Raw genomic sequence first — 21,022 nt, 5'->3', positions numbered from 1 at the left:
CGTTTTTGTATGGCTTACCGATTTCTATAACAGTAGGTGGGCGGGCAACCGTACCAAATTTATCGTGAAAGAATTCCAACTTATTGAACAATTTTTCCGTGATAAAGGTCAGAAACGTCGTGATGTTCATCTCGGCATTGGTGATGACTGTGCATTAGTACAACCAGCTGAAAACAAATCTATTGCAATTTCTTGTGACACCCTCGTCGAAAATATTCACTTCCTGCCTTCAATGCCTGCGCATGAGTTAGGCTATAAATCAGTGGCTGTAAACTTATCTGATTTAGCTGCAATGGGAGCTGATCCCGCTTGGATGACCCTGGCGTTAACCTTGCCTGATGTAGATAACGACTGGTTACAGCAGTTTAGTGAAGGGCTGTTTGAAGCTGCGGAATACTACAGTGTGAGTTTGATTGGTGGTGATACTACTCGTGGCCCACGCAGTATCAATATCACGATTCATGGTCAAGTTCCTACCGGTAAAGCCTTAACTCGTGGTGGTGCAAAAATCGGTGACTGGATTTATGTCACTGGTACCTTAGGCGATTCCGCATTAGGCTTGGATATTTTGCTAGGTAAGCAAGATGTTGACCCTCAGTTTAAAGAGTTTTTGATTAATCGCCATTATCATCCAACGCCAAGGATCTTGGCTGGACAAGCTCTGCGTTCATTAGCAACCAGTGCAATTGATTTATCTGATGGCCTTAACTCCGATATTGCTCATATATTAAAAGCTTCAAACGTTGGAGCCGTCATTGATGTCAATGAATTACCGTTATCGACTTCATTGGTTGGCTCAGTGGGGCCAGAGCAAGCAATCAATTATGCTTTGACTGGGGGCGAAGATTACGAGCTTCTTTTCACTGTACCTGAAGCACAACGGGGCGCTTTAGATACAGCCTTAATTCACGCAGGTGTTAAATTTGTCAAAATTGGACAAATATGCGCGGGTGATAAATTAAGGTTGGTATCCAATGGCGAACCATTTGAGCTAGACCTAAAAAGTTTTGAGCACTTTTAATGAATCTATTATCAAACGATCCAGCGGTAAAAAAATTATCACTTAAAAATCCAGTGCATTTTTTAGCACTTGGGTTTGGCAGTGGGTTAGCAGCTAAAGCCCCCGGCACTTTCGGTACATTAGCAGCCGTGCCATTAGTTTACTTAATGGGGCACCTTAGCTTAACCGCATTTATTATTATCACTGTGTTAAGTACGCTTATTGGCTTTTATATATGTGATAAAGCAGCCAAAGACATGGGAGTCCATGATCATGGCGCCATTGTCTGGGATGAGGTTGCCGGCTTAATGATTACCATGATAGCTGCCCCAGCGGGCTTAATATGGTTAGTCATTGGTTTTGCACTATTCCGTTTTTTTGATATTTTGAAACCTTGGCCTATTCGTTGGCTAGATGCCAAAGTTCATGGCGGCTTTGGTATTATGATTGACGATGTTTTAGCAGGCTTTTTTGCATTAATCTGTTTGCAGCTTATCTATTACTTCGTATAAGTCTTGATTGAACAATCACTAAAAAGCCCACCAATTGGTGGGCTTTTTAGTGATTAGTGAGCACTTTACTATCTTAGCTATTGAAGTAGTTCTCGAGCGTTAGCAAGTGTGTTTTCTGTAATAACATCACCAGCTAATAACCTAGCTAATTCACTGATCCTTTGCTCTTTATCAAGGGGTTTCATTTGCGTTTCAGTGCCACCACTTTTACTAAACTTGTTCACCAGCATATGTTGGTGACCATTACCTGCTACTTGAGGTAAATGGGTCACACAGATAACTTGAGTAGATTCCCCTAAACTGCGCAGCATACGTCCAACAACGGCCGCAGTTGGCCCAGAAATACCGACATCGACTTCATCAAATATGAGTGTCGGGGTGGCAACTTTTTTCGCAGTAATAACTTGAATACCTAAACCAATACGTGATAACTCACCACCAGAAGCGACTTTTGCAATCGGTTGAAGGGGTTGTCCTGGGTTAGTGGTCACTTGAAATTCAACTTGATCGCTACCAGTAACAGATTGAATGTCTGGGTTAAAATTGACTTCTATAGAAAACTTACCCTTGGGCATATTCAATTCATGAATCGAGCGAGTGACAAGTTTATTAAGCTCTTTTGCATAGCGAAGGCGGCTTTGGCTGAGTTTTTGAGCGCTTTTAATATAAGCTTGTTTACTGTCGTCAACTTGCTGTTGAATCTCATCTAGTCGGGTTGCATCGTTATTTAGCTCTTTTAATTCTATGGCTAATGCTTGATGGTGTTCAGCTAAATGTTCTGTTTGAACATGATGCTTTCTCGCCAGTTGCATGGCCTTGGAAATACGTTGTTCCAAAAATGCAAAATGCTCGGGATCTAGCTCTATTTTGCTTAAATAGTCTTGAACTTCACTGGTACTTTCTTGTACCTGAATTAAGGCTTCATTGAGCATGTTTGCAACACTTTGCAATGCTGGATCAAATGATTGTAATTGATCGGCAAAACCTATCACCCGATTTAATGAGGACTCGATATTGTGCTCATCATCCTCGCTAAGCAATTGAAGCGTTAATTGACAATTTTCAATTAAATCACTGCCGTTAGCCAAGCGTTTGTGTTCTTGCTCTATTTGCTCAAATTCACCAGGCTTTAAAGCAAATTCGTCCAGTTCTTCGACTTGGTATTGTAGAAGTTGTTTGCGGGCAATACGCTCTTGTTGGTTTAACTGTAATTGTTTTAATTCATTTTCAATGAGCTTACAGCGTTGATAGCTTTTACTCACATTGTCGATAAGGATACTGTGGTTGGCATAGCTATCGAGTAAGGTAAGTTGATGCTCACTTTTAAGCATGGCATGGTGAGCGTGCTGCCCATGAATTCCGACAAATAATTGTCCTAGTGCTTTAAGTTGAGTGAGTGGGACAGGGTTACCATTAATGTAGGCTCTAGAGCGACCGTCGGCGCTAATCGTTCGACGTAAAATACATTCTTCATCGACATCAAGATCATTATCTTCAAGCCAGCGTTTAGCATACGGCACATCTTCAAGCGAAAACCGTGCAGAAACTTCAGCTTTGTTTGCCCCAGGGCGAACGGTATTGGCATCGGCTCTATTGCCTAAGCATAGGCCTAGCGCATCGATAGCGATAGATTTACCGGCACCAGTTTCACCTGTGATGCTGGTCATTCCGGCTTTAAAGTCAAGTTCAAGAAAACGTACAATCGCAAAATTATTAATGCTTAATTGGCAAAGCATAATCTATCCCTGTGTAAAGAAACACCAAACCACTGTATTTATAAACAGTCTACACTGTTTTTATATACAGTAAAGTGCTGGTTGCTAATTTTTTTGAGTTGTATTTATGCGGAAGTTATTAGCAGCAAGAAGTTTAGTATTTAGTTGAGCTGTTCAAGTAATTGTTCAATCAGGGGAAGGCTAATAAAGGTGGCAAGGGTACTAATCAAGATGCATTTAGCGCTCGACAGCCCATAGGTTTGATAACGCTGTGCGAGTAAGTAAACACTTGCTGCAGTTGGTAATGCAGCTAAGATGACCCCCATGATAAGTAACTCGTTATCGACATTAAAATAGCGTAGTAAACCATAAGCAATCAATGGCTGAATCACGAGTTTAAGTATATTTAATATGCCCATTTCGATTGCAAGATGGTGAGGTGGCGTTTCAGGCTCTGTACCTCCATGCATTGCTTTAGCGAGAACCATACCAATCGCAAACAGCGCACATGGGCTTGAGGTATTGCCAATTAACCTCATCATCATGCTGATGCTATCAGGAATTGGGATATACAAAGCTGATGCCATGACCCCTAAAGTGCAACCAATAACAATGGGATTACTAATTAACGCATTCAACATAATAAGCACAGGGTGTCGTTTTTGCTTTTTATTGATGGCAAGTTCCATATTGACCATTGCAAAGGCAAACATAATGACAGATAACAAACTCGCAATTGCAGCAGCTGTGATTGCGTGATTGTTATCTGGATAAAGCATCATCATTAGTGGAATACCAATAAATGCGGTATTACCAAAGCTGGTATTTAACCCTCTGATAGCGGCTAGTGCCGGTTGTTTTTTATCTGCGATAGATGAAATGAGCACCGTAATGAAATAGGTCACAACCATTGCAATACCAAAGGCCGCAATAAAGCCCCATTGCATGATCTCATGTATATCGGTTTCGGCTAACGCAATGAATAAAATAGCGGGGAACGCCACGTAATAGACGTATTCGTTTAATGTAAAGTCGGTATCATGAGGAAGCACTTTTAGTTTTTGAACAATAAAGCCTAGCAACATGATGCCAAAGACAGCAATAAGGGGAGTTAAAATGTTGGCCATCATCTTCTCCTTATGTGTGTCTATTGGAAGTCAATGACATTGTTGATTTGACAGTCATTGGGTTGGCGAATAAGTTAATGATGCAAGTGCAACTCTGAGCGCACTAACAAGTGTGCTCAAAGTTTATCTATAGGCAGAATGCCCATAAATCTTGCCAATAAATATTGCTAACAAAAAACTCAGTTACTGAACACTGATCCCAATATTAGAAACACCAGCGTCGACTATTTCTTTACGTAACTCTTTAACGAATTCAGCTGATAATTTAGGGTTAGCTTCAATAATATCCAGTAACATTCCTTGTAGTTCTTTTTCTTCCTGCATCACAGGATGTGCGAAAACAAACTCTTCTACGACTTCTTCGTTTAATTCATCTTGAAGTTCATCAACACTGATAGCTTCAATGTAGTTGGCTACTGTACTTGAAGATAATTTACTGATGTTGGTAATGTCTTCTTCAATTTTACCCTGAATACCGCCAAGTAAGGTGGTTAACGCGACAGCTGCATCCATTGCTGGGTAAACTCCGTATGCTTCAAAGTTACTTGGCTCAGGGGTGTTGTCTTCTAAGCGTTGTAAATGAATGTCATAGTTAAATTTAAGTTTTTTATCGTATTGAGATTGCCACAATAGCTCTAAGACAGTGCTGAGTGTTTTTGGCTCGCCAAATTCGCAAACTTCAGAAAATAACTGATAATTTGGCAACATGCGTTGGCAAAGTGCGGTAGCAAATAATTGCTTTTGAGGTAAAGACAACGCTTTTAAACGTTTAAAAAAACCGGGTTTATGACTCATTGGGTACATCCGCTGATAACTGTGATATCACTTGATTTGCTGCTGATTCTACCTTAGTTAACTCATCAAGTAACTCAAGTATTTCTGGTTCAAGATCTTCAATGCTGGTTTTGTGCTTTAGCGCAGACTCAATTTCTTGGCAAAGCTTCTGAGTGTTAGGTACACCACAGTAACAACTTGCCCCATGAAGTTTATGCACGGTCTGTAACATGAGTTCGCTATTGACGGTTTTAAGGGCTGTTTCAATGTTAACAACGTTATCAGGTAATGAATCAACTAACATCTGCAGCATTTCGAGGGCTAAATCAGGTTTTTGATTCGTTTGAGCAAGGCATAATTCCCAATTTAGAGTGTGCATATCAAAATGGGTAAACTTAGGTTTATTGATCCAGCGATCAATAACTCCTTTAAGGGCTGCCTCATCAATCGGCTTAGGCAGATAACCGTCCATGCCGCTACCTAAAATTAATTCTCGCTCTTCTGCTATTGCGTGGGCAGTGACGGCAATGATTGGCGTATTGCGGTTTTGTGACTCTTGACGAATCAACTTGGTTGCTGTGATACCATCAGTGCCCGGCATTTGAATATCCATAAAGATGACATCGAATACTTGTTGTTTAGCATACTTAATCGCATCATCACCGTTATTCACCGATACCACATTCACCACGAGCTCTTTCAGTAAGGTATCAATTAATTTAAGGTTCGCTAAGTTGTCATCAACGGCCAGAACATTAAGGTTTTTACGTTCATAAACTGTTTCAGGCAATGTTTCAGTTAATAACGCTGTTTGCGTTGGTGGGTGTATCAACTGATTCGCTAAATCATAGTCACTGACCGGCATACTCATCAGTATATCCGTATTAGGTCTTAATCCTTGGTTTAAGATTTCTTGTTGCTCGATACCGTCATGCAATAACACCAAGCAAGCTGTCTTTTCACGAGCAAGTTTTAAGAAGCTGAGTAATTGCTCATTATCTTTAAAGCCATGGCAGCCTAAAAGAATATAATCGTAGTGCACTTTACTTGAAGACAATGTGGTTTCTAAATGTGGTAGTTGTCCCACAGACGTTAAATGCATTCCCCAAGCTTCAAAGCGGCGATTAAAGGTATCACGAGTGAGCTCTCGTGATTCAAACAGTAATAGTGTTTTATCCCGCAAAGACTCTAAGTGTAATACTTCACCGATATGGAATTGACTTAGCTCAAGCGGCAGCATAAACCAGAATGTCGACCCTTTATTAGGCGTAGAAGTAAAACCGATTTGCCCGCCCATTTGATTGATTAAGCGTTTGGTAATCACTAAGCCTAATCCTGTACCGCCAAAGCGTCGAGATATAGACGAATCAGCTTGCCCGAAAGCTTGGAATAAATATTCTTGTTGGCCTTCATCGATACCGATACCTGTATCAATCACTTCGCAGCGCAAAGTAATGTTTTCATCTCGCTGGCCAACTAAATGCATTTTTAAAATCACACTGCCTTCATCGGTAAATTTAATCGCATTACCAATTAAATTTGTCATGATTTGACCTACGCGCATTGCATCGCCACTGACACTTTCTGGCACGTTGTCATCAATATCGACAACTAATTCAATGCTTTTTTCATGGGCGCTACCCGCCACGATACTGATGGTGTCGGCAATGGTTTCTCTCAAAGCAAAAGGCATTTTTTCAAGAACCATTTTACCCGCTTCGAGTTTAGAGAAATCAAGAATGTCATTAATGATGCCGAGTAAGTTACTGGCACTTCTTTCAATGGTTTTGATGTAATCAAGCTGGCTAGAGTGCAGGGGCGTTTTAATCAGTTGTCGAGAAAAACCAATGACACCGTTAAGCGGAGTACGTAACTCGTGAGACATGTTTGCTAAAAACTCAGATTTTATTCGGCTAGCTTCAAGCGCCCGTTTTTTAGCTAAGTCCAACTCAACGTTTTGAATCTCAATTTGCTCTAAGGTTTCACGCAGATCAGAAGTCGCTTGGTCAATATTTTGCTGCATTTCATCGTGATATTCAGACAAGGAGCTTGCCATGGCATTAATGCCACGCTTCAGTAAATCTAGCTCACCGATAAGTTGTCCTTCAAGGCGAGTATCGAGCTTTCCTTCACGGATTTTTGCGACGACCCGAACCATTTCTGTAATTGGGTAGTTCACATGCTTTACTAATCGAAAGGTGAAAAATAGATTTAACTGCACCCCGATTAATACAATAACAAAAGCCGCTATCGCTGCCCGATGTTGTTCTAATAATGCATTTTCTTTGTTTAATAATATTGAAATGTAGCCCAGTATTTGCTGACCTTCCGCATTATTGATAACGCTAGTTCCTGTCGGAGCAGGAGAGGCTGTTGCAATATAGTTATTGGTTTTGGGCGCAATACCGGTATGGGATAAAATAGGCACACGAATGACCATAGTATCGTCTATGGTTTCATATTGGCTGGCGATTAAATTTCTCAGCGCTAGTGGATATCGCATACTTTCGAAATCTTTATGGTAGTGCGAGGTGACAAACAGTTGGTTGTCGCTATCAAAAATGGCGATAGAGTGAATCAAAGAGGAGTTGTTTAATTGCGATGCAGCTAATAAGCGTTTAGTGGCTTCTCTGTCTTCGGTGACAAGACCAAATTCACTTGCAATAGCCAATGGTTCGACAATACTACGGCCTTGGGCGATTAAGGTTTCTTCAAGTTCATAAAAACGGTTTATGGTGAAGTAACTTCCAAGTAGAATACCCACCATCACGGTAGGCGCTAACGCAAGTACAAGCACCCACGAACGGAGGCTGTATTTGGTCATGTTGTTAGCATTATTCATCGTGAAGTAATTATTCCTAAAGACTTTTATCAAATATGTTGTCTAGATTGCCAGAAATAGAGCACTCTTGACCAGTTTTTTATTCCATACCAGAGGCCAAAATGGCGCAATTTTTTAAAGCAAAACCGAACAAAACGAAGCAGTTATCAGCTAAGTTGAGTTTAACGGTAACACAACTCGATCACCTTGGCGCTGGTATAGCGCAGCATAATGGTAAGGTCGTGTTTATACCTGGTGCGCTCCCTGGTGAAAAAGTGACGGTTCAGCTAACAGAACAAAAGAAAAAATACGCTAAAGCGAAATTAATCGGTATTGACGAAAAAACACCAAATCGTGCCAAAGCAAAATGTCCACATTATCAACAGTGTGGCGGTTGTGATTTACAACACTTAAGCATAGATGCACAACGTCAACATAAACAAGCTGCCTTAACTAATTTAATGAGCAAACTGGCAGTGGATGTCGAGGACGGTATTCTTACTGAGCCTGTCGTCAGTGAAGATTGGCATTATCGCCGAAGAGCGAGGCTCGCTACGCTGTTTAATAAGAAATCAAAAATGCTCGAATTAGGCTTCCGTGCTGCCAATAGCAATAATATTGTGCAAATAAAACAATGTGATGTATTAGCGAAGTCATTATCAAATTTAATCACACCGTTTACCGCATTACTTAATCAACTTTATGCTAAGACAACGTTAGGGCATGTGGAGTTAACTGAAGCAGAAAATGGCGTGTTTGCGGTATTGCGCATCACTAAAGCTTTGAAAGAAAGTGATAGTCAGTTACTCATCGAGTTTGCCAAAGCGCAAAAAATTCACTTGCTAACTCAAGATAATGAAGGTCAATTACAGTCTCTGTTTGTGGCAGATGAGTCTCAAGCCGATGTTATTACTGAGAATCATATTAGATTACCTTTTTATCGGTTAGCTGAAGGCCAAGTTCAATGCCAGTTCAGTCCTGGTAATTTTGTGCAAGTGAATGCGGATATTAATCAAAAGATGGTTACTCAAGCTATTGAGTGGTTAGCACCTAAAGAAAATGAACGAATTTTAGATTTGTTTTGTGGGGTAGGTAATTTTAGTTTGCCATTGGCGTTACAAGCCGCAGATGTGGTTGGGGTTGAAGGCGTGCCTGAAATGGTGGCTCAAGCCAATCAAAATGCGAAAGAAAACCAATTAAACAATATTCACTTTTACCATGCCGATTTAAGTGCAGATTTATCTGAGGCAAGCTGGTTAGGACAAATTGATAAATTACTTCTCGATCCGGCTCGTGCCGGTGCATATGAAAGCTTGCAATGGTTGTCTAAAATGAAACCTGCAAAAGTGGTCTATGTATCCTGTAACCCAGCAAGTTTAGCGCGCGATAGTCAGGTGTTAATTGAGCAAGGTTATCAATTGAGTAAATTGACTATGTTAGATATGTTTCCACAAACGCATCATATTGAAGCGATGGCATTATTTGAAACTCGCTAAGCTGAACCAGCCAAAGCAAGTCGGTTCATTTTTTGGTTATTGGCTAAAGGTTTTTGGGGAATGTTGCTCACGTAACACTAAATTCATTCTAGATGATTTATTATTGATATTACGTGTCGCCAATACCCAGAACAACTCACTTTTGGCCAAACAATAAGCTGAAATTTGAATTTTACGTAAGAATTTGTAAATTGAGTAATATTAATTTGACATAAAATACTCAACCCTCAAGATGACTATTTTTATCTGTGCAGGGCGAAATGCACTGCGTTAGTTTTGTTGATATTGCTTGTTTCATTGTAAGGGTAAAATAAGTACCGAAAAGGAAGTTTACTATGGTCTCAGTCCGAGAAGCACATTTCAATTCATCAGATTTTAATATCGATGAATGGGTAAAGCGTTATATAGAAAACGCCGAAGAAGCCCAAATGTTGCTGGAACTTATTCAACAGCTCGATGCTTTGCCAACCGCAACGCCAGATGTTCATCGTGGGTTACTTGACCGAGCACGAGAGATGGTCGAGATTCTTGCTCCTTTAAACATGGACATCGAAACCCTGCAGGCCTCACTGCTTTTTATCGTTCATGATGAAGGCATATTATCCATTGAGGATATCGAAGAAAAATTTGGTGCAAGTTTAAGTAAACTTGTGGCGAGTGTTGTCACCATGGAAGCCATTGGTGCACTAAAAGTCAGCCAAGATTCTCGTGCAGCCGAACCGCAAATTGATAATATTCGTAAAATGCTATTGGCTATGGTCGAAGATGTTCGTGCTGTAGTAATAAAACTTGCTGAGCGGTTACGTTTACTTCGTGAAGTCAAAAATGGCGATGAAGAAACTCGGGTTTTGATTGCGCGTGAAGTTGCTGATATATATGCCCCTCTTGCCAACCGATTAGGTATCGGCCAACTCAAATGGGAACTAGAAGACATCTCTTTTAGATACCTGCACCCAGTTGTTTATAAAGATATTGCTAAGCAATTAGACGGTAAACGTGTCGATCGAGAAGTGTTTGTCGATAAGTTTGTTACTCAGCTGCAAGAGCGTTTAGATAAAGATAATATTCGCGCTAAAGTCTACGGTCGTCCAAAGCATATTTACAGTATTTGGCGAAAAATGAAGGGTAAAGATCTTACCTTTGATGAGCTATTTGATGTACGAGCGGTGCGAATTGTCACTGACCGCTTGCAAGACTGTTATGGTGCTTTAGGGGTTGTGCATACCTTGTGGCACCATATTCCGCGAGAGTTCGATGATTATGTCGCAAACCCTAAACCTAATGGCTACCAATCTATTCACACTGTGGTCGTGGGCCCAGAAGGCAAGACCGTTGAAATACAAATCCGCACAGAAACCATGCATCAAGATGCAGAGCTCGGTGTAGCAGCTCACTGGAAGTACAAAGAAGGTACTGCTGGTGGTAAACAAAGTGGTTATGAAGAAAAAATTAACTGGCTACGTAAGATTTTATTGTGGCAAGAGGATGTGGCTGAAACTGGCAACCTTGTCGAAGAAGTGCGCAGTCAGGTTTTCGAAGACCGAGCATATGTATTTACCCCCAATGGTGAGGTAGTCGATTTACCGCTAGGTTCCACGGTACTGGATTTTGCTTACTACATTCACTCCCATGTCGGTCACAAATGTATTGGCGCTAAAGTGGATGGCCGTATTGTGCCGTTTACATACCAAGTTGAGACCGGTGAACGAATTGAAATCATCACCTCAAAACACCCTAACCCGAAACGCGATTGGCTTAACCCTAACTTAGGCTACATTAAGTCATCTCGTTCACGCTCTAAAATTCAGCACTGGTTTAAACAACAAGACCGTGACAAAAACATGGTTGCAGGTAAAGAATTACTAGAGGCTGAACTGGCAAGAGTGTCGCTGAAACTTAAAGATGCTCAAGTTGCGGTTGAGCGTTTTAACATGAACTCTATGGATGACATGTTAGCGGCGATTGGTGGGGGGGATTTACGTTTAAATCAAGTGGTCAACTTTGTTGAAACTAGCTTGCGTAAAGAGCCGAGTACAGAACAAGAAATTGTCGAAGAAATCATTAAACGCTCCCATACAAAGCCAGCTCGAAAAGGCAAAGGCCAGGTCGAAGTTAATGGGGTAGGTAATTTATTAAGCCACATTGCAAGTTGCTGTAAACCTGTTCCTGGAGATGAAATATTTGGTTATATCACCATGGGGCGCGGCGTATCGGTACATCGTAGTGATTGCTCACAAGTTAAAGAGTTAATGCGTGCTCACCCTGAGCGCAGCGTTGAGGTCGTATGGGGCGAGAACTATTCAGGTGGTTATCGCATTAAAGTCCAAGTGAGCGCTCACGATAGAAGCGGCTTGTTAAGAGACGTCACAACGGTGCTTGCGGCTGAAAAGTCCAATGTGATGGCGATGAGCTCAACATCGGATGAAAAAAATCAAACTGCTGCAGTCGACCTTGAATTAGAACTGTATAACTTAGATGGCTTATCAAGAATATTAGTTAAGCTTGGTCAGATAGAGGGTGTGATTGAAGCAAGACGGTTATAATCATTCGACTAGTTGAAAGTGATACGTTTTAATTAAGGTGGTAAATCAACTGGTTTACCACCTTTTTCTTTCATAGTTTTAGTTTACTGTTTGTCCCATTTTTATAACGCGCAAAAGAGTATTTACCATGTCACAAACTCCAGATACTGCTGAATTAGATGCCCTGCTAGTAAGCCAGCCACAAAACATTATTCAACCATTGTTAAACATAATGGAAAAACTGCGAGATCCTGAAACGGGATGCCCATGGGATAAACAACAGACATTTGCGAGCATAGTGCCGTTTACGCTTGAAGAGGCTTATGAAGTCGCTGATGCCATTGAGCAAGCCGACTTAACATCATTACCAGATGAGCTAGGCGACTTGTTATTTCAAGTGGTGTTTTATTGTCAATTAGGAAAAGAGCAGGGCTTATTTGATTTTGCCACCGTAGTAGATAAAATTTGCGATAAATTAACCCGCCGACACCCGCATGTATTTCATCAACAAAGCGCTCTAAAGCTAAGTTCAACTAACAGTGTGCCAACTAACAATGACACGACAATAGACAACGCCGAAAAAGTTAAACAGTCCTGGGAGGCGATTAAACAAACAGAGCGTGAACAAAAACAGCAGTTTTCTCTACTTGATGATATTCCAGTATCACTTCCAGCATTAAATCGTGCGATTAAAATTCAAAAAAGAGTTGCAAAAGTCGGCTTTGATTGGCCTGATTTAGTCCCTGTTGTCGCTAAAGTCCATGAAGAAATCGACGAAGTCATGGAAGAGGCGAAACATTTACAAGCTGAGCCAGAAATCTACCAAGCTAAAGTGGTTGATGAAATGGGGGATTTACTTTTTGCTGTAGCCAATATGGCGAGGCATCTAGGTGTTAATCCTGAATCTGCACTGCGACAAGCGAATCAAAAATTTGAGCGTCGATTTAGAGGTGTTGAAAGTTTAGCTGAAAAAAGTACAAAAACCATGAGTGAGCACACACTCGAAGAGCTAGACGCATATTGGGATACCGTTAAGCAAACCGAGCGAAGCAAATAATTACAGACTTGAATTAGAGCAAGTTGTTTATAGAGATTGAACTAAACAGCTCTGAACTAAACAACGATGAACTTAACAACGATGAGCCCATTATCTAGCATTAATTAAGTCAAAAGTTGAAAGATAGCGCCAGTCATTATTCATTAAGGTATCAGTCCCAAAGGCATCAGTCGTTAAAATACTGGGCGTTAAGCAATTAGGCGCTAAGAAACTGGCGGTTATGGCACTTGTGGCTAAGAGACTGGCGGCAAAGGTACTTGTGGAAAAGATATTGGAATAGATTTTGGTCATAAGTATTTGAAATAAAGTGTGGGATTCACAACAGAGGCAGTGAATCATTCTTATCGCCGTGTTTAATCGCACCACTAAGAATAGAATCAATTGGTTAAATTACACTTTGTTGCGGGGATAAATGGGTAACAGGCTCGCTAAAACAGTGAGCATAAGTTTTATATTAATTTAATGAGTTTATTGTTTGTTGTTATCAGGCTAATTTGGTAGAATGTCGCCCCGTCCTAGTGCTTTCTTACAAGCACGTATTTTTCAAACTCACATTCTCAGGTTCAGCATGACTACAAGGTATATCTTCGTTACTGGTGGCGTTGTTTCTTCACTAGGTAAAGGCATTGCAGCAGCGTCGCTCGCAGCAATTTTAGAGGCGCGTGGCCTCAATGTAACCATTATGAAACTGGACCCATACATTAACGTTGATCCAGGTACCATGAGCCCGACCCAGCACGGTGAAGTATTCGTGACTGAAGATGGTGCTGAAACTGACTTAGACTTAGGTCATTACGAGCGTTTTATTCGTACCAAAATGAACCGTCGTAACAACTTCACTACTGGTCGTATTTACGAGCAAGTATTACGTAAAGAGCGTCGTGGTGATTATTTAGGCGCAACCATTCAGGTTATACCGCATATTACTAATGCGATTAAAGAGAAAGTACTTGAAGGTGGTGAAGGCCATGATGTTGCTATCGTAGAGATTGGTGGCACTGTAGGTGATATTGAATCATTGCCTTTCTTAGAGTCTATTCGTCAATTAAGTGCAGAGCTAGGACGTGATCGCACTTTATTTATGCATTTAACCTTAGTGCCTTTCTTAGGTGCTGCAGGTGAGATTAAGACTAAACCTACACAGCACTCTGTTAAAGAGTTGCGTTCAATTGGTATTGCGCCAGATGTACTTGTATGTCGTGGTGACCGCGCGATCCCTGTGAATGAAAAAGCAAAGATCTCGCTATTCTGTAATGTAGAAGAAAAAGCCGTTATCTCGCTTAAAGATGTAGACAGTATCTACAAAATCCCAGCGTTACTTCGCTCGCAAGGTCTTGATGAATTAGTTATCAAGCGCTTTGGTATTGATTGTAAAGAAGCAGATTTATCTGAGTGGGAAAATGTAATTTACCAAGAAGCTAACCCAACAGGTGAAATCACTATTGGTATGGTGGGTAAATACATTGAATTACCTGATGCTTACAAGTCAGTCAATGAAGCATTAAAACATGCTGGCCTGAAAAATCGTTTAACCGTTAATATCACATACGTAGATTCACAAACTGTTGAAGCAAAAGGTGCTGAAGTTTTAGAAGGCTTAGACGGTATCTTGGTTCCTGGTGGTTTCGGTGAACGTGGTGTTGAAGGCAAAATTTATGCTGCTAAATACGCCCGTGAAAATAACGTACCTTATTTCGGTATCTGTTTAGGTATGCAAGTGGCATTGATTGAGTTTGCTCGTAACGTTGCGAACCTTGAAAATGCGCATTCAACAGAATTTGATTCTTCAACTGACCATCCAGTTATTGGTTTGATCACTGAGTGGATCAATGAAGAAGGTAATATTGAGAAGCGTCATGAAGAGTCAGATCTAGGTGGCACGATGCGTTTAGGCGCTCAGCTTTGTCATTTACTGGAAGGTTCTAAAGCTGCAGCGGCGTATAATTCGAATACGTGTGTTGAACGTCATCGTCATCGTTTTGAAGTGAACAACAACTACGTTGAGCGCTTAGAGAAAGCAGGATTAGTATTCAGTGGTCTTTCATCTGACCGCAAGTTAGTTGAAATGATCGAGCTGCCAAATCACCCTTGGTTTGTTGCGGGTCAATTCCATCCAGAGTTCACCTCGACGCCACGTGATGGCCACCCACTATTTGAAGGGTTTGTAGCTGCCGCTGCTGCCCATCAAAAAGGTGATGCTAGCTAAATAATGAAAGCCATTGATGCCAACATCAATGGCTTTTTTTTATCCATAGACAATCTTGTGCGCTTTGATAGTTGCTGCGCTAACATAATAGGTCTATGCTATGCTGCGAATTGATTTTAAATTACCAAACTGAAAGTGAAATACCAATAGTGATTCATTATTTAGATTAATGTTACTGATTATTGGTATTGATTTTCTATTTTAATTTTATCTTACATATATCGAGGATATTATGGCTAACATTATTAACGTCATTGGTCGCGAAATCATGGATTCGCGTGGTAACCCAACAGTAGAAGCTGAAGTACATCTTGATGATGGCTCTTTTGGTATGGCTGCTGCACCATCAGGTGCATCTACTGGTTCACGTGAAGCATTAGAATTACGTGACGGCGACAAAGCACGTTACTTAGGTAAAGGTGTCTTAAAAGCAGTTGAAGCGGTAAACGGCCCAATTGCAGATGCACTAAAAGGTAAAGATGCATTGGCTCAAGCTGAACTTGACCAAATCATGATTGACTTAGATGGTACTGAAAATAAAGCTAAATTTGGTGCTAACGCTATTTTAGCTGTGTCTTTAGCTGCGGCTAAAGCTGCTGCTGCATCAAAGAAAGTACCTTTATATGTTCATATCGCTGATTTAAACGGTACGCCTGGTGTTTACTCTATGCCACTACCAATGATGAACATCATTAATGGTGGTGAGCATGCTGATAACTCAGTAGATATTCAAGAGTTTATGATTCAGCCTGTTGGCGCTGCTAACTTCCGTGAAGGTTTACGCATGGGTGCTGAAGTATTCCATAGCCTAGCGAAAGTCTTAAAAGCTGACGGTCATTCAACTGCAGTGGGTGATGAAGGTGGTTTTGCACCTAACCTTCCATCTAATGCATCAGCATTAGCTGCAATTAAAGTCGCTGTAGCGAATGCTGGTTACGAGTTAGGTAAAGACATCACACTAGCGATGGACTGTGCCGCATCTGAGTTTTATGACAAAGAAGCAAATATCTATGACCTTAAAGGTGAAGGTAAAAAGTTCACTTCAGAAGAGTTTAACTACTTCTTACAAGATCTAACGAAAGAATACCCAATTGTTTCAATTGAAGATGGTCTTGACGAGTCTGATTGGGACGGTTTTGCACACCAAACTAAATTGTTAGGTGACAAAATCCAATTAGTTGGTGACGATTTATTCGTGACAAATACTAAAATTTTGAAGCGCGGTATCGACAACGGTATTGCTAATTCAATCTTAATCAAATTTAACCAAATTGGTTCGTTAACTGAAACGTTAGCTGCTATCAAAATGGCTAAAGATGCTGGCTTTACTGTCGTTATTTCTCACCGTAGTGGTGAAACAGAAGATGCAACGATTGCAGACTTAGCTGTTGGTACTGCTGCAGGCCAAATTAAAACGGGCTCATTAAGCCGTAGTGATCGTGTGGCTAAGTACAACCAACTCCTTCGTATCGAAGAAGCACTAGGTGAAAAAGCACCTTATAACGGTTTAAAAGAAGTGAAAGGCCAAGCTTAATTTCAAATCTTAGCTAAATCTTAAAAAGGTCACCACTAGGTGGCCTTTTTTGTTGTACTATAGCATTACTATTATTTTTAAATTTCGCCGAAAACCAACTATATGAAACGACTTTTACTATTACTTTTTATCTTAGTAGGCTTGTTGCAGTATCGACTATGGTTAGGCGAGAACAACCTTTCTCAGTATATGAATTTGCAAAAGCAAATTGCCAGCCAACAAGAAAGTAATAATAAACTTATTGCAAGAAACCTCGTGCTTAAAGAAGAGATTATTGATCTTAAAAGTGGCACTGAAGCAATTGAAGAACGTGCTCGCAATGAGCTAGGCATGGTAAAGGAAGGAGAAACTTTCTATCGTGTCGTAGGTAATAACCCTCGTAATAATTCTACCTTTGGTCAGTAAAAAAATGATGAAGTCTGTAACATCAGATGTGATTGCCATTGTGCCGGCAGCTGGCATTGGCGCAAGAATGGGCGCCACTATTCCTAAACAGTATCTATCACTTGGTGAGCAAAGTATTTTAGCCCACACCTTAGATAGCTTAATCGCTCATGATGATATCAGTGAAGTCATTGTTGCTTTGCATCCTGACGATCGATTCTTTGAGACATTGTCTCAGGCTGAACATCCAAAGATAACGACTGTTATCGGCGGAGATGAACGAGCTGATTCTGTGCTCGCCGCTCTTAGCGCTATCTGTAAAAATGATCACAGCACTCAGCTTAAATGGGCATTGGTTCATGATGCAGCAAGACCATGTTTAACCCAAACTGATATCGATAAATTACTGTCTTCTCGAGAGCAATTTCCACAAGGCGCTATTTTGGCTATGCCGGTAAGAGATACCATGAAAAGGTGTGAGTCATCGAGTCAGTCAATTGCAGAAACCGTGTGCCGAGATAATTTATGGCATGCATTGACGCCACAGCTATTCCCAGCAGGGCAGTTGCAACAACATCTATCATCAGCACTTGAGCAAAATATCACGATTACAGATGAAGCCAGTGCAATGGAGTGGGCTGGTGTGAACCCAGGCTTGGTCAACGGTAGAGCTGACAATATTAAAGTGACTCACCCTGATGATCTGCAACTTGCAAAGCTGTTTTTAGCGCATATCAACAGCAAATAAGCTTGATAAACCTATACGCATAAACATTAACGAAAAGTGATAATGATGAATATACGAATTGGACATGGTTTTGACGTACACAAGTTTGGTGGAGATAAACCACTTATTTTAGGCGGTGTCACAGTACCTTATGAGACGGGATTAATTGCTCACTCAGATGGTGATGTTGTGCTGCATGCTGTTTCAGATGCGATTTTAGGCGCTATGGCGCTTGGAGATATTGGTAAGCATTTTCCTGACACCGATGCTGAATTTGCAGGGGCTGATAGCCGTGTTTTATTAAGACATTGCTTTAATCTCGCAAAGCAGAAGCAATTTATTGTTGGCAACCTTGATGTCACTATTATTGCTCAAGCGCCTAAAATGCTACCTCATATTGAAGCCATTCGTCAGTGTATTGCGACTGATTTAGAGACGCATGTTGAGCATATTAATGTTAAAGCGACTACGACTGAAAAGTTAGGTTTTACAGGTCGTAAAGAAGGTATAGCCGTTGAGTCAGTTGTATTAATGACACAAAAATAGTTAAACCATTTTCTTGTAAGTGCCGTTCAACTTACAACCCCAATGAGTTAGAGAAAATATCATGAGTTCGTTACATTACCTTTTTGGTAAGCCTGCATGTAAAGCTGATTTACGTACTGTAAACAGTGATTTTATCGTTAAAGAAATGCTCCCTTTCAGTCCAACAGGTGAAGGTGAGCATCATATGATCCATGTGCGTAAAGAGGGCTTGAATACCAATCAGGTGGCTGAAATCTTGGCTAAATTCGCTAAAGTTCATCAAAAAGAAGTGACGTACGCGGGCCAAAAAGATAAAAACGCCGTTACTGAGCAATGGTTCGGAGTCAGAATTCCGGGAAAAGAAACCCCTGACTGGCAGTCTCTTTCAACAAAAGATAATAATGATGTAAAGGCGAATGAAGCTGACTTAGCGAATAAAGAAAATACCCCTCGCTTAACCATATTATCTAGTCAGCGCCATAGTAAAAAATTGCGTATTGGGACATTACTTGGAAATCGTTTTGAACTCACCCTGCGCAATGTCAGTGACAAGGTTGAGCTTGAGAAACGTATTCAACAGGTAATGCAAACTGGTGTCCCTAATTATTTTGGGGAACAGCGCTTTGGTCATCAAGGTAAGAATTTGATTTTTGGCCAGCAAATGCTAGCAGGAAAAAAAGTAAAAGATCGAAAAAAGCGCAGTATGTATCTTTCGGCAGTTCGCTCTAATGTGTTTAATCAAGTGGTGTCTTATCGATTAAACCATCATAGTATTGCGCCTCTGACAGGAGATTGCGTCATGCTTGCGGGGAGTAAAAGTTTCTTTGTGACAGATAAATGGGATCCTGAAACATTAGCAAGATTATCAAGCAATGATATTCAGTTATCGGCGCCGTTATGGGGAAGAGGTAGCATACTCCCTCAAGCTGATGCCGCTAATGTTGAGCAAGCTGCGTTAATAGCACTAACAAACGATCTACAAGGGTTAGAGCAAGCTGGGTTAGAGCAAGAAAGACGGCCTATGCTGTTAAAACCGCAAGCATTGAAATATCGTTTTGAGCAAGACACCTTGTTCATAGAGTTCATATTACCTGCAGGTAGCTATGCAACCTCCGTTTTACGAGAGTTATTGGATTATCAAGATGTGCAGGAAGTTGCACGTCAGCAAAGGGTTGCTGAACAACAAATGCAAGCTTCAATGCAAGTAGAAAACCTACAAAAAGCGCAAGAGTCGACAAAGTGATTAATATACTCGTTAGTAATGATGATGGAGTAACGGCTCCAGGTATAAAAGCCCTTGCTGTTGAACTTGCTAAAATCGCGAAGGTAAAAGTGGTCGCTCCTGATCGTAACTGTTCTGCAGCGAGTAATTCTTTGACCTTGACTAACCCATTAAGAATTAATAACTTAGATAATGGGTATATTGCGGTTAATGGCACACCTTCCGATTGTGTTCACTTAGCAATTCGTGAGCTATGTGATAATGAACCCGATATTGTCGTATCTGGCATTAATGCAGGCGCAAACATGGGTGATGACACATTATATTCAGGCACAGTGGCAGCAGCGATGGAAGGGCGCTTTTTAGGACTGCCTGCCATTGCTGTGTCTTTAGTTGGTAAAGAGCTGATACATTATCAAAGTGCTGCAATTTATGCGGCTAGAATTGTACAAGGCTTGCTTGAACATCCCATTAATAATGATCAAATTTTAAATGTTAACGTCCCTGACTTGCCTGTAGAAGAAATCAAAGGCATACGTGTGACTCGCCTAGGCTCGAGACATAAAGCTGAAGGCATGATCAAAGCTCAAGATCCTGCTGGGCGAGATATATACTGGTTAGGCCCGCCAGGTAAAGAACAAGATGCGAGTGATGACACTGACTTTGGTACTGTAGAGCAAGGTTTTGTTTCAATCACTCCGTTAACTGTCGACTTAACTGCATATAATCAGCTTGCTGGTTTAGAGAACTGGATAAATAAACTATGAGCCAGGTAGCCTCAACAGTTGCCATTAATTTAGCGAGAAAGTTACACGAAGCTGGGATTCGTAATAATGCCGTCTTACAAGCCGTGTCTAATACTCCAAGAGAGCTATTTTTAGATGGCGCTTTGGCGCATAAAGCTTATGAGAATACCGCCTTACCCATTGGGCAAGGACAAACGATTTCTCAGCCTTATATTGTCGCAAGAATGACTGAATTGTTGTTACAACATAATCCTAGCAAAGTGTTGGAGATTGGCACAGGTTCAGGATATCAAGCTGCGATATTAGCTCAGTTAGTGCCGCAACTGTGCACTATTGAACGAATTAAAGCGTTGCAAATTCAAGCTCGGCAGCGATTAAAGCGTTTAGATTTGCATAACGTTTCTTTTAAATACGGTGATGGCTGGAAAGGGTGGCAGAACAAAGCTCCTTTTGATGCCATTATGGTGACTGCTGCTGCAGCTTCAGTGCCAGAAGCTTTATTGATGCAGTTATCAGAAGGCGGTGTATTAGTGATCCCTGTTGGAGAAGACTCCCAGCAATTATTAAAAATTACTCGTCACGGGAATGAGTACAGTTCACAGATTATTGAGGCAGTAAAATTCGTCCCATTAATTAATGGCGAACTCGCTTAAT

General features: G+C 40.9%; 17 protein-coding genes. 13 read left to right on the top strand and 4 right to left on the bottom strand.

The window, feature by feature from the left end:
* The first annotated feature begins 64 nt into the window (after window positions 1-64).
* Window positions 65-1,021 (top strand): thiamine-phosphate kinase, encoded by a 957-nt coding sequence (thiL, locus tag A9267_RS06425; RefSeq protein ID WP_055023758.1) that lies wholly within the window; start codon window positions 65-67, stop codon window positions 1,019-1,021.
* Complete coding sequence (locus A9267_RS06420) at window positions 1,021-1,512, top strand: phosphatidylglycerophosphatase A family protein (RefSeq protein WP_065108629.1); 492 nt, start codon at window positions 1,021-1,023, stop codon at window positions 1,510-1,512. Before thiL ends, A9267_RS06420 begins: the two co-directional genes overlap by 1 nt.
* A gap of 77 nt (window positions 1,513-1,589) precedes the next feature.
* Here A9267_RS06420 and recN read toward each other — a convergent pair whose 3' ends face one another.
* From recN to barA, 4 genes are all read right to left on the bottom strand, one after another.
* The gene (gene recN, locus A9267_RS06415) at window positions 1,590-3,248 is read right to left on the bottom strand and encodes a DNA repair protein RecN (protein ID WP_065108628.1); all 1,659 of its coding nucleotides are present in this window, start codon (window positions 3,246-3,248) and stop codon (window positions 1,590-1,592) included.
* Window positions 3,249-3,388: 140 nt separating this feature from the next.
* Entirely contained in the window at window positions 3,389-4,354 is a 966-nt protein-coding gene (locus A9267_RS06410; protein WP_065108627.1) for an AEC family transporter, read from the bottom strand.
* 183 nt (window positions 4,355-4,537) lie between these two features.
* Entirely contained in the window at window positions 4,538-5,149 is a 612-nt protein-coding gene (locus tag A9267_RS06405) for a YjaG family protein (protein ID WP_065108626.1), read from the bottom strand.
* A complete protein-coding gene (gene barA / locus A9267_RS06400; protein WP_065108625.1) occupies window positions 5,139-7,970 on the bottom strand; it encodes a two-component sensor histidine kinase BarA in 2,832 nt (943 codons plus the stop codon). The genes A9267_RS06405 and barA overlap by 11 nt, the downstream gene beginning before the upstream one ends.
* Before the next feature lie 101 nt (window positions 7,971-8,071).
* Here barA and rlmD point away from each other — a divergent pair, with 101 nt between their 5' ends.
* From rlmD to A9267_RS06345, 11 genes are all read left to right on the top strand, one after another.
* Window positions 8,072-9,445, top strand: a complete 1,374-nt coding sequence (gene rlmD / locus A9267_RS06395) for a 23S rRNA (uracil(1939)-C(5))-methyltransferase RlmD (protein ID WP_065108624.1) — start codon at window positions 8,072-8,074, stop codon at window positions 9,443-9,445.
* Window positions 9,446-9,780: 335 nt separating this feature from the next.
* Complete coding sequence (relA, locus tag A9267_RS06390; RefSeq protein ID WP_055023765.1) at window positions 9,781-11,988, top strand: GTP diphosphokinase; 2,208 nt, start codon at window positions 9,781-9,783, stop codon at window positions 11,986-11,988.
* Window positions 11,989-12,199: 211 nt separating this feature from the next.
* A complete protein-coding gene (mazG, locus tag A9267_RS06385) occupies window positions 12,200-13,024 on the top strand; it encodes a nucleoside triphosphate pyrophosphohydrolase (protein WP_231919058.1) in 825 nt (274 codons plus the stop codon).
* Window positions 13,025-13,592: 568 nt separating this feature from the next.
* Window positions 13,593-15,230 carry a CTP synthase gene (locus tag A9267_RS06380; RefSeq protein ID WP_055023767.1) on the top strand — a complete coding sequence of 546 codons (1,638 nt, stop codon included), beginning with the start codon at window positions 13,593-13,595 and terminating at the stop codon, window positions 15,228-15,230.
* A gap of 232 nt (window positions 15,231-15,462) precedes the next feature.
* Window positions 15,463-16,764, top strand: a complete 1,302-nt coding sequence (gene eno, locus A9267_RS06375; protein ID WP_055023768.1) for a phosphopyruvate hydratase — start codon at window positions 15,463-15,465, stop codon at window positions 16,762-16,764.
* A gap of 102 nt (window positions 16,765-16,866) precedes the next feature.
* A complete protein-coding gene (ftsB, locus tag A9267_RS06370) occupies window positions 16,867-17,169 on the top strand; it encodes a cell division protein FtsB (RefSeq protein WP_055023769.1) in 303 nt (100 codons plus the stop codon).
* Window positions 17,170-17,173: 4 nt separating this feature from the next.
* Entirely contained in the window at window positions 17,174-17,896 is a 723-nt protein-coding gene (ispD, locus tag A9267_RS06365) for a 2-C-methyl-D-erythritol 4-phosphate cytidylyltransferase (protein WP_065108772.1), read from the top strand.
* A gap of 45 nt (window positions 17,897-17,941) precedes the next feature.
* Entirely contained in the window at window positions 17,942-18,421 is a 480-nt protein-coding gene (ispF, locus tag A9267_RS06360) for a 2-C-methyl-D-erythritol 2,4-cyclodiphosphate synthase (protein WP_065108622.1), read from the top strand.
* Between the two features lie 61 nt (window positions 18,422-18,482).
* Complete coding sequence (gene truD / locus A9267_RS06355) at window positions 18,483-19,643, top strand: tRNA pseudouridine(13) synthase TruD (protein ID WP_065108621.1); 1,161 nt, start codon at window positions 18,483-18,485, stop codon at window positions 19,641-19,643.
* Window positions 19,640-20,389 carry a 5'/3'-nucleotidase SurE gene (gene surE / locus A9267_RS06350; RefSeq protein WP_055023773.1) on the top strand — a complete coding sequence of 250 codons (750 nt, stop codon included), beginning with the start codon at window positions 19,640-19,642 and terminating at the stop codon, window positions 20,387-20,389. The genes truD and surE overlap by 4 nt, the downstream gene beginning before the upstream one ends.
* A complete protein-coding gene (locus A9267_RS06345) occupies window positions 20,386-21,021 on the top strand; it encodes a protein-L-isoaspartate(D-aspartate) O-methyltransferase (RefSeq protein ID WP_055023774.1) in 636 nt (211 codons plus the stop codon). The genes surE and A9267_RS06345 overlap by 4 nt, the downstream gene beginning before the upstream one ends.
* Window position 21,022: the final 1 nt, after the last annotated feature.

Origin of the sequence: Shewanella sp. UCD-FRSSP16_17 (assembly GCF_001675935.1) — a bacterium.
Classification (GTDB): Bacteria; Pseudomonadota; Gammaproteobacteria; order Enterobacterales; family Shewanellaceae; genus Shewanella; species Shewanella japonica.
Note: the sequence above shows the minus strand (reverse complement) of the source record. Positions and strands in the feature narration are given on the sequence as shown.

Coding starts and splice junctions, on each gene's coding strand:
- rlmD (WP_065108624.1), top strand. CDS start 8,072: ATGGCGCAATTTTTTAAAGCAAAACCGAACAAAACGAAGCAGTTATCA.
- relA (WP_055023765.1), top strand. CDS start 9,781: ATGGTCTCAGTCCGAGAAGCACATTTCAATTCATCAGATTTTAATATC.
- A9267_RS06420 (WP_065108629.1), top strand. CDS start 1,021: ATGAATCTATTATCAAACGATCCAGCGGTAAAAAAATTATCACTTAAA.
- ftsB (WP_055023769.1), top strand. CDS start 16,867: ATGAAACGACTTTTACTATTACTTTTTATCTTAGTAGGCTTGTTGCAG.
- ispF (WP_065108622.1), top strand. CDS start 17,942: ATGAATATACGAATTGGACATGGTTTTGACGTACACAAGTTTGGTGGA.
- A9267_RS06410 (WP_065108627.1), bottom strand. CDS start 4,354: ATGGCCAACATTTTAACTCCCCTTATTGCTGTCTTTGGCATCATGTTG.
- truD (WP_065108621.1), top strand. CDS start 18,483: ATGAGTTCGTTACATTACCTTTTTGGTAAGCCTGCATGTAAAGCTGAT.
- A9267_RS06345 (WP_055023774.1), top strand. CDS start 20,386: ATGAGCCAGGTAGCCTCAACAGTTGCCATTAATTTAGCGAGAAAGTTA.
- ispD (WP_065108772.1), top strand. CDS start 17,174: ATGATGAAGTCTGTAACATCAGATGTGATTGCCATTGTGCCGGCAGCT.
- recN (WP_065108628.1), bottom strand. CDS start 3,248: ATGCTTTGCCAATTAAGCATTAATAATTTTGCGATTGTACGTTTTCTT.
- barA (WP_065108625.1), bottom strand. CDS start 7,970: ATGAATAATGCTAACAACATGACCAAATACAGCCTCCGTTCGTGGGTG.
- eno (WP_055023768.1), top strand. CDS start 15,463: ATGGCTAACATTATTAACGTCATTGGTCGCGAAATCATGGATTCGCGT.
- mazG (WP_231919058.1), top strand. CDS start 12,200: ATGGAAAAACTGCGAGATCCTGAAACGGGATGCCCATGGGATAAACAA.
- A9267_RS06405 (WP_065108626.1), bottom strand. CDS start 5,149: ATGAGTCATAAACCCGGTTTTTTTAAACGTTTAAAAGCGTTGTCTTTA.
- A9267_RS06380 (WP_055023767.1), top strand. CDS start 13,593: ATGACTACAAGGTATATCTTCGTTACTGGTGGCGTTGTTTCTTCACTA.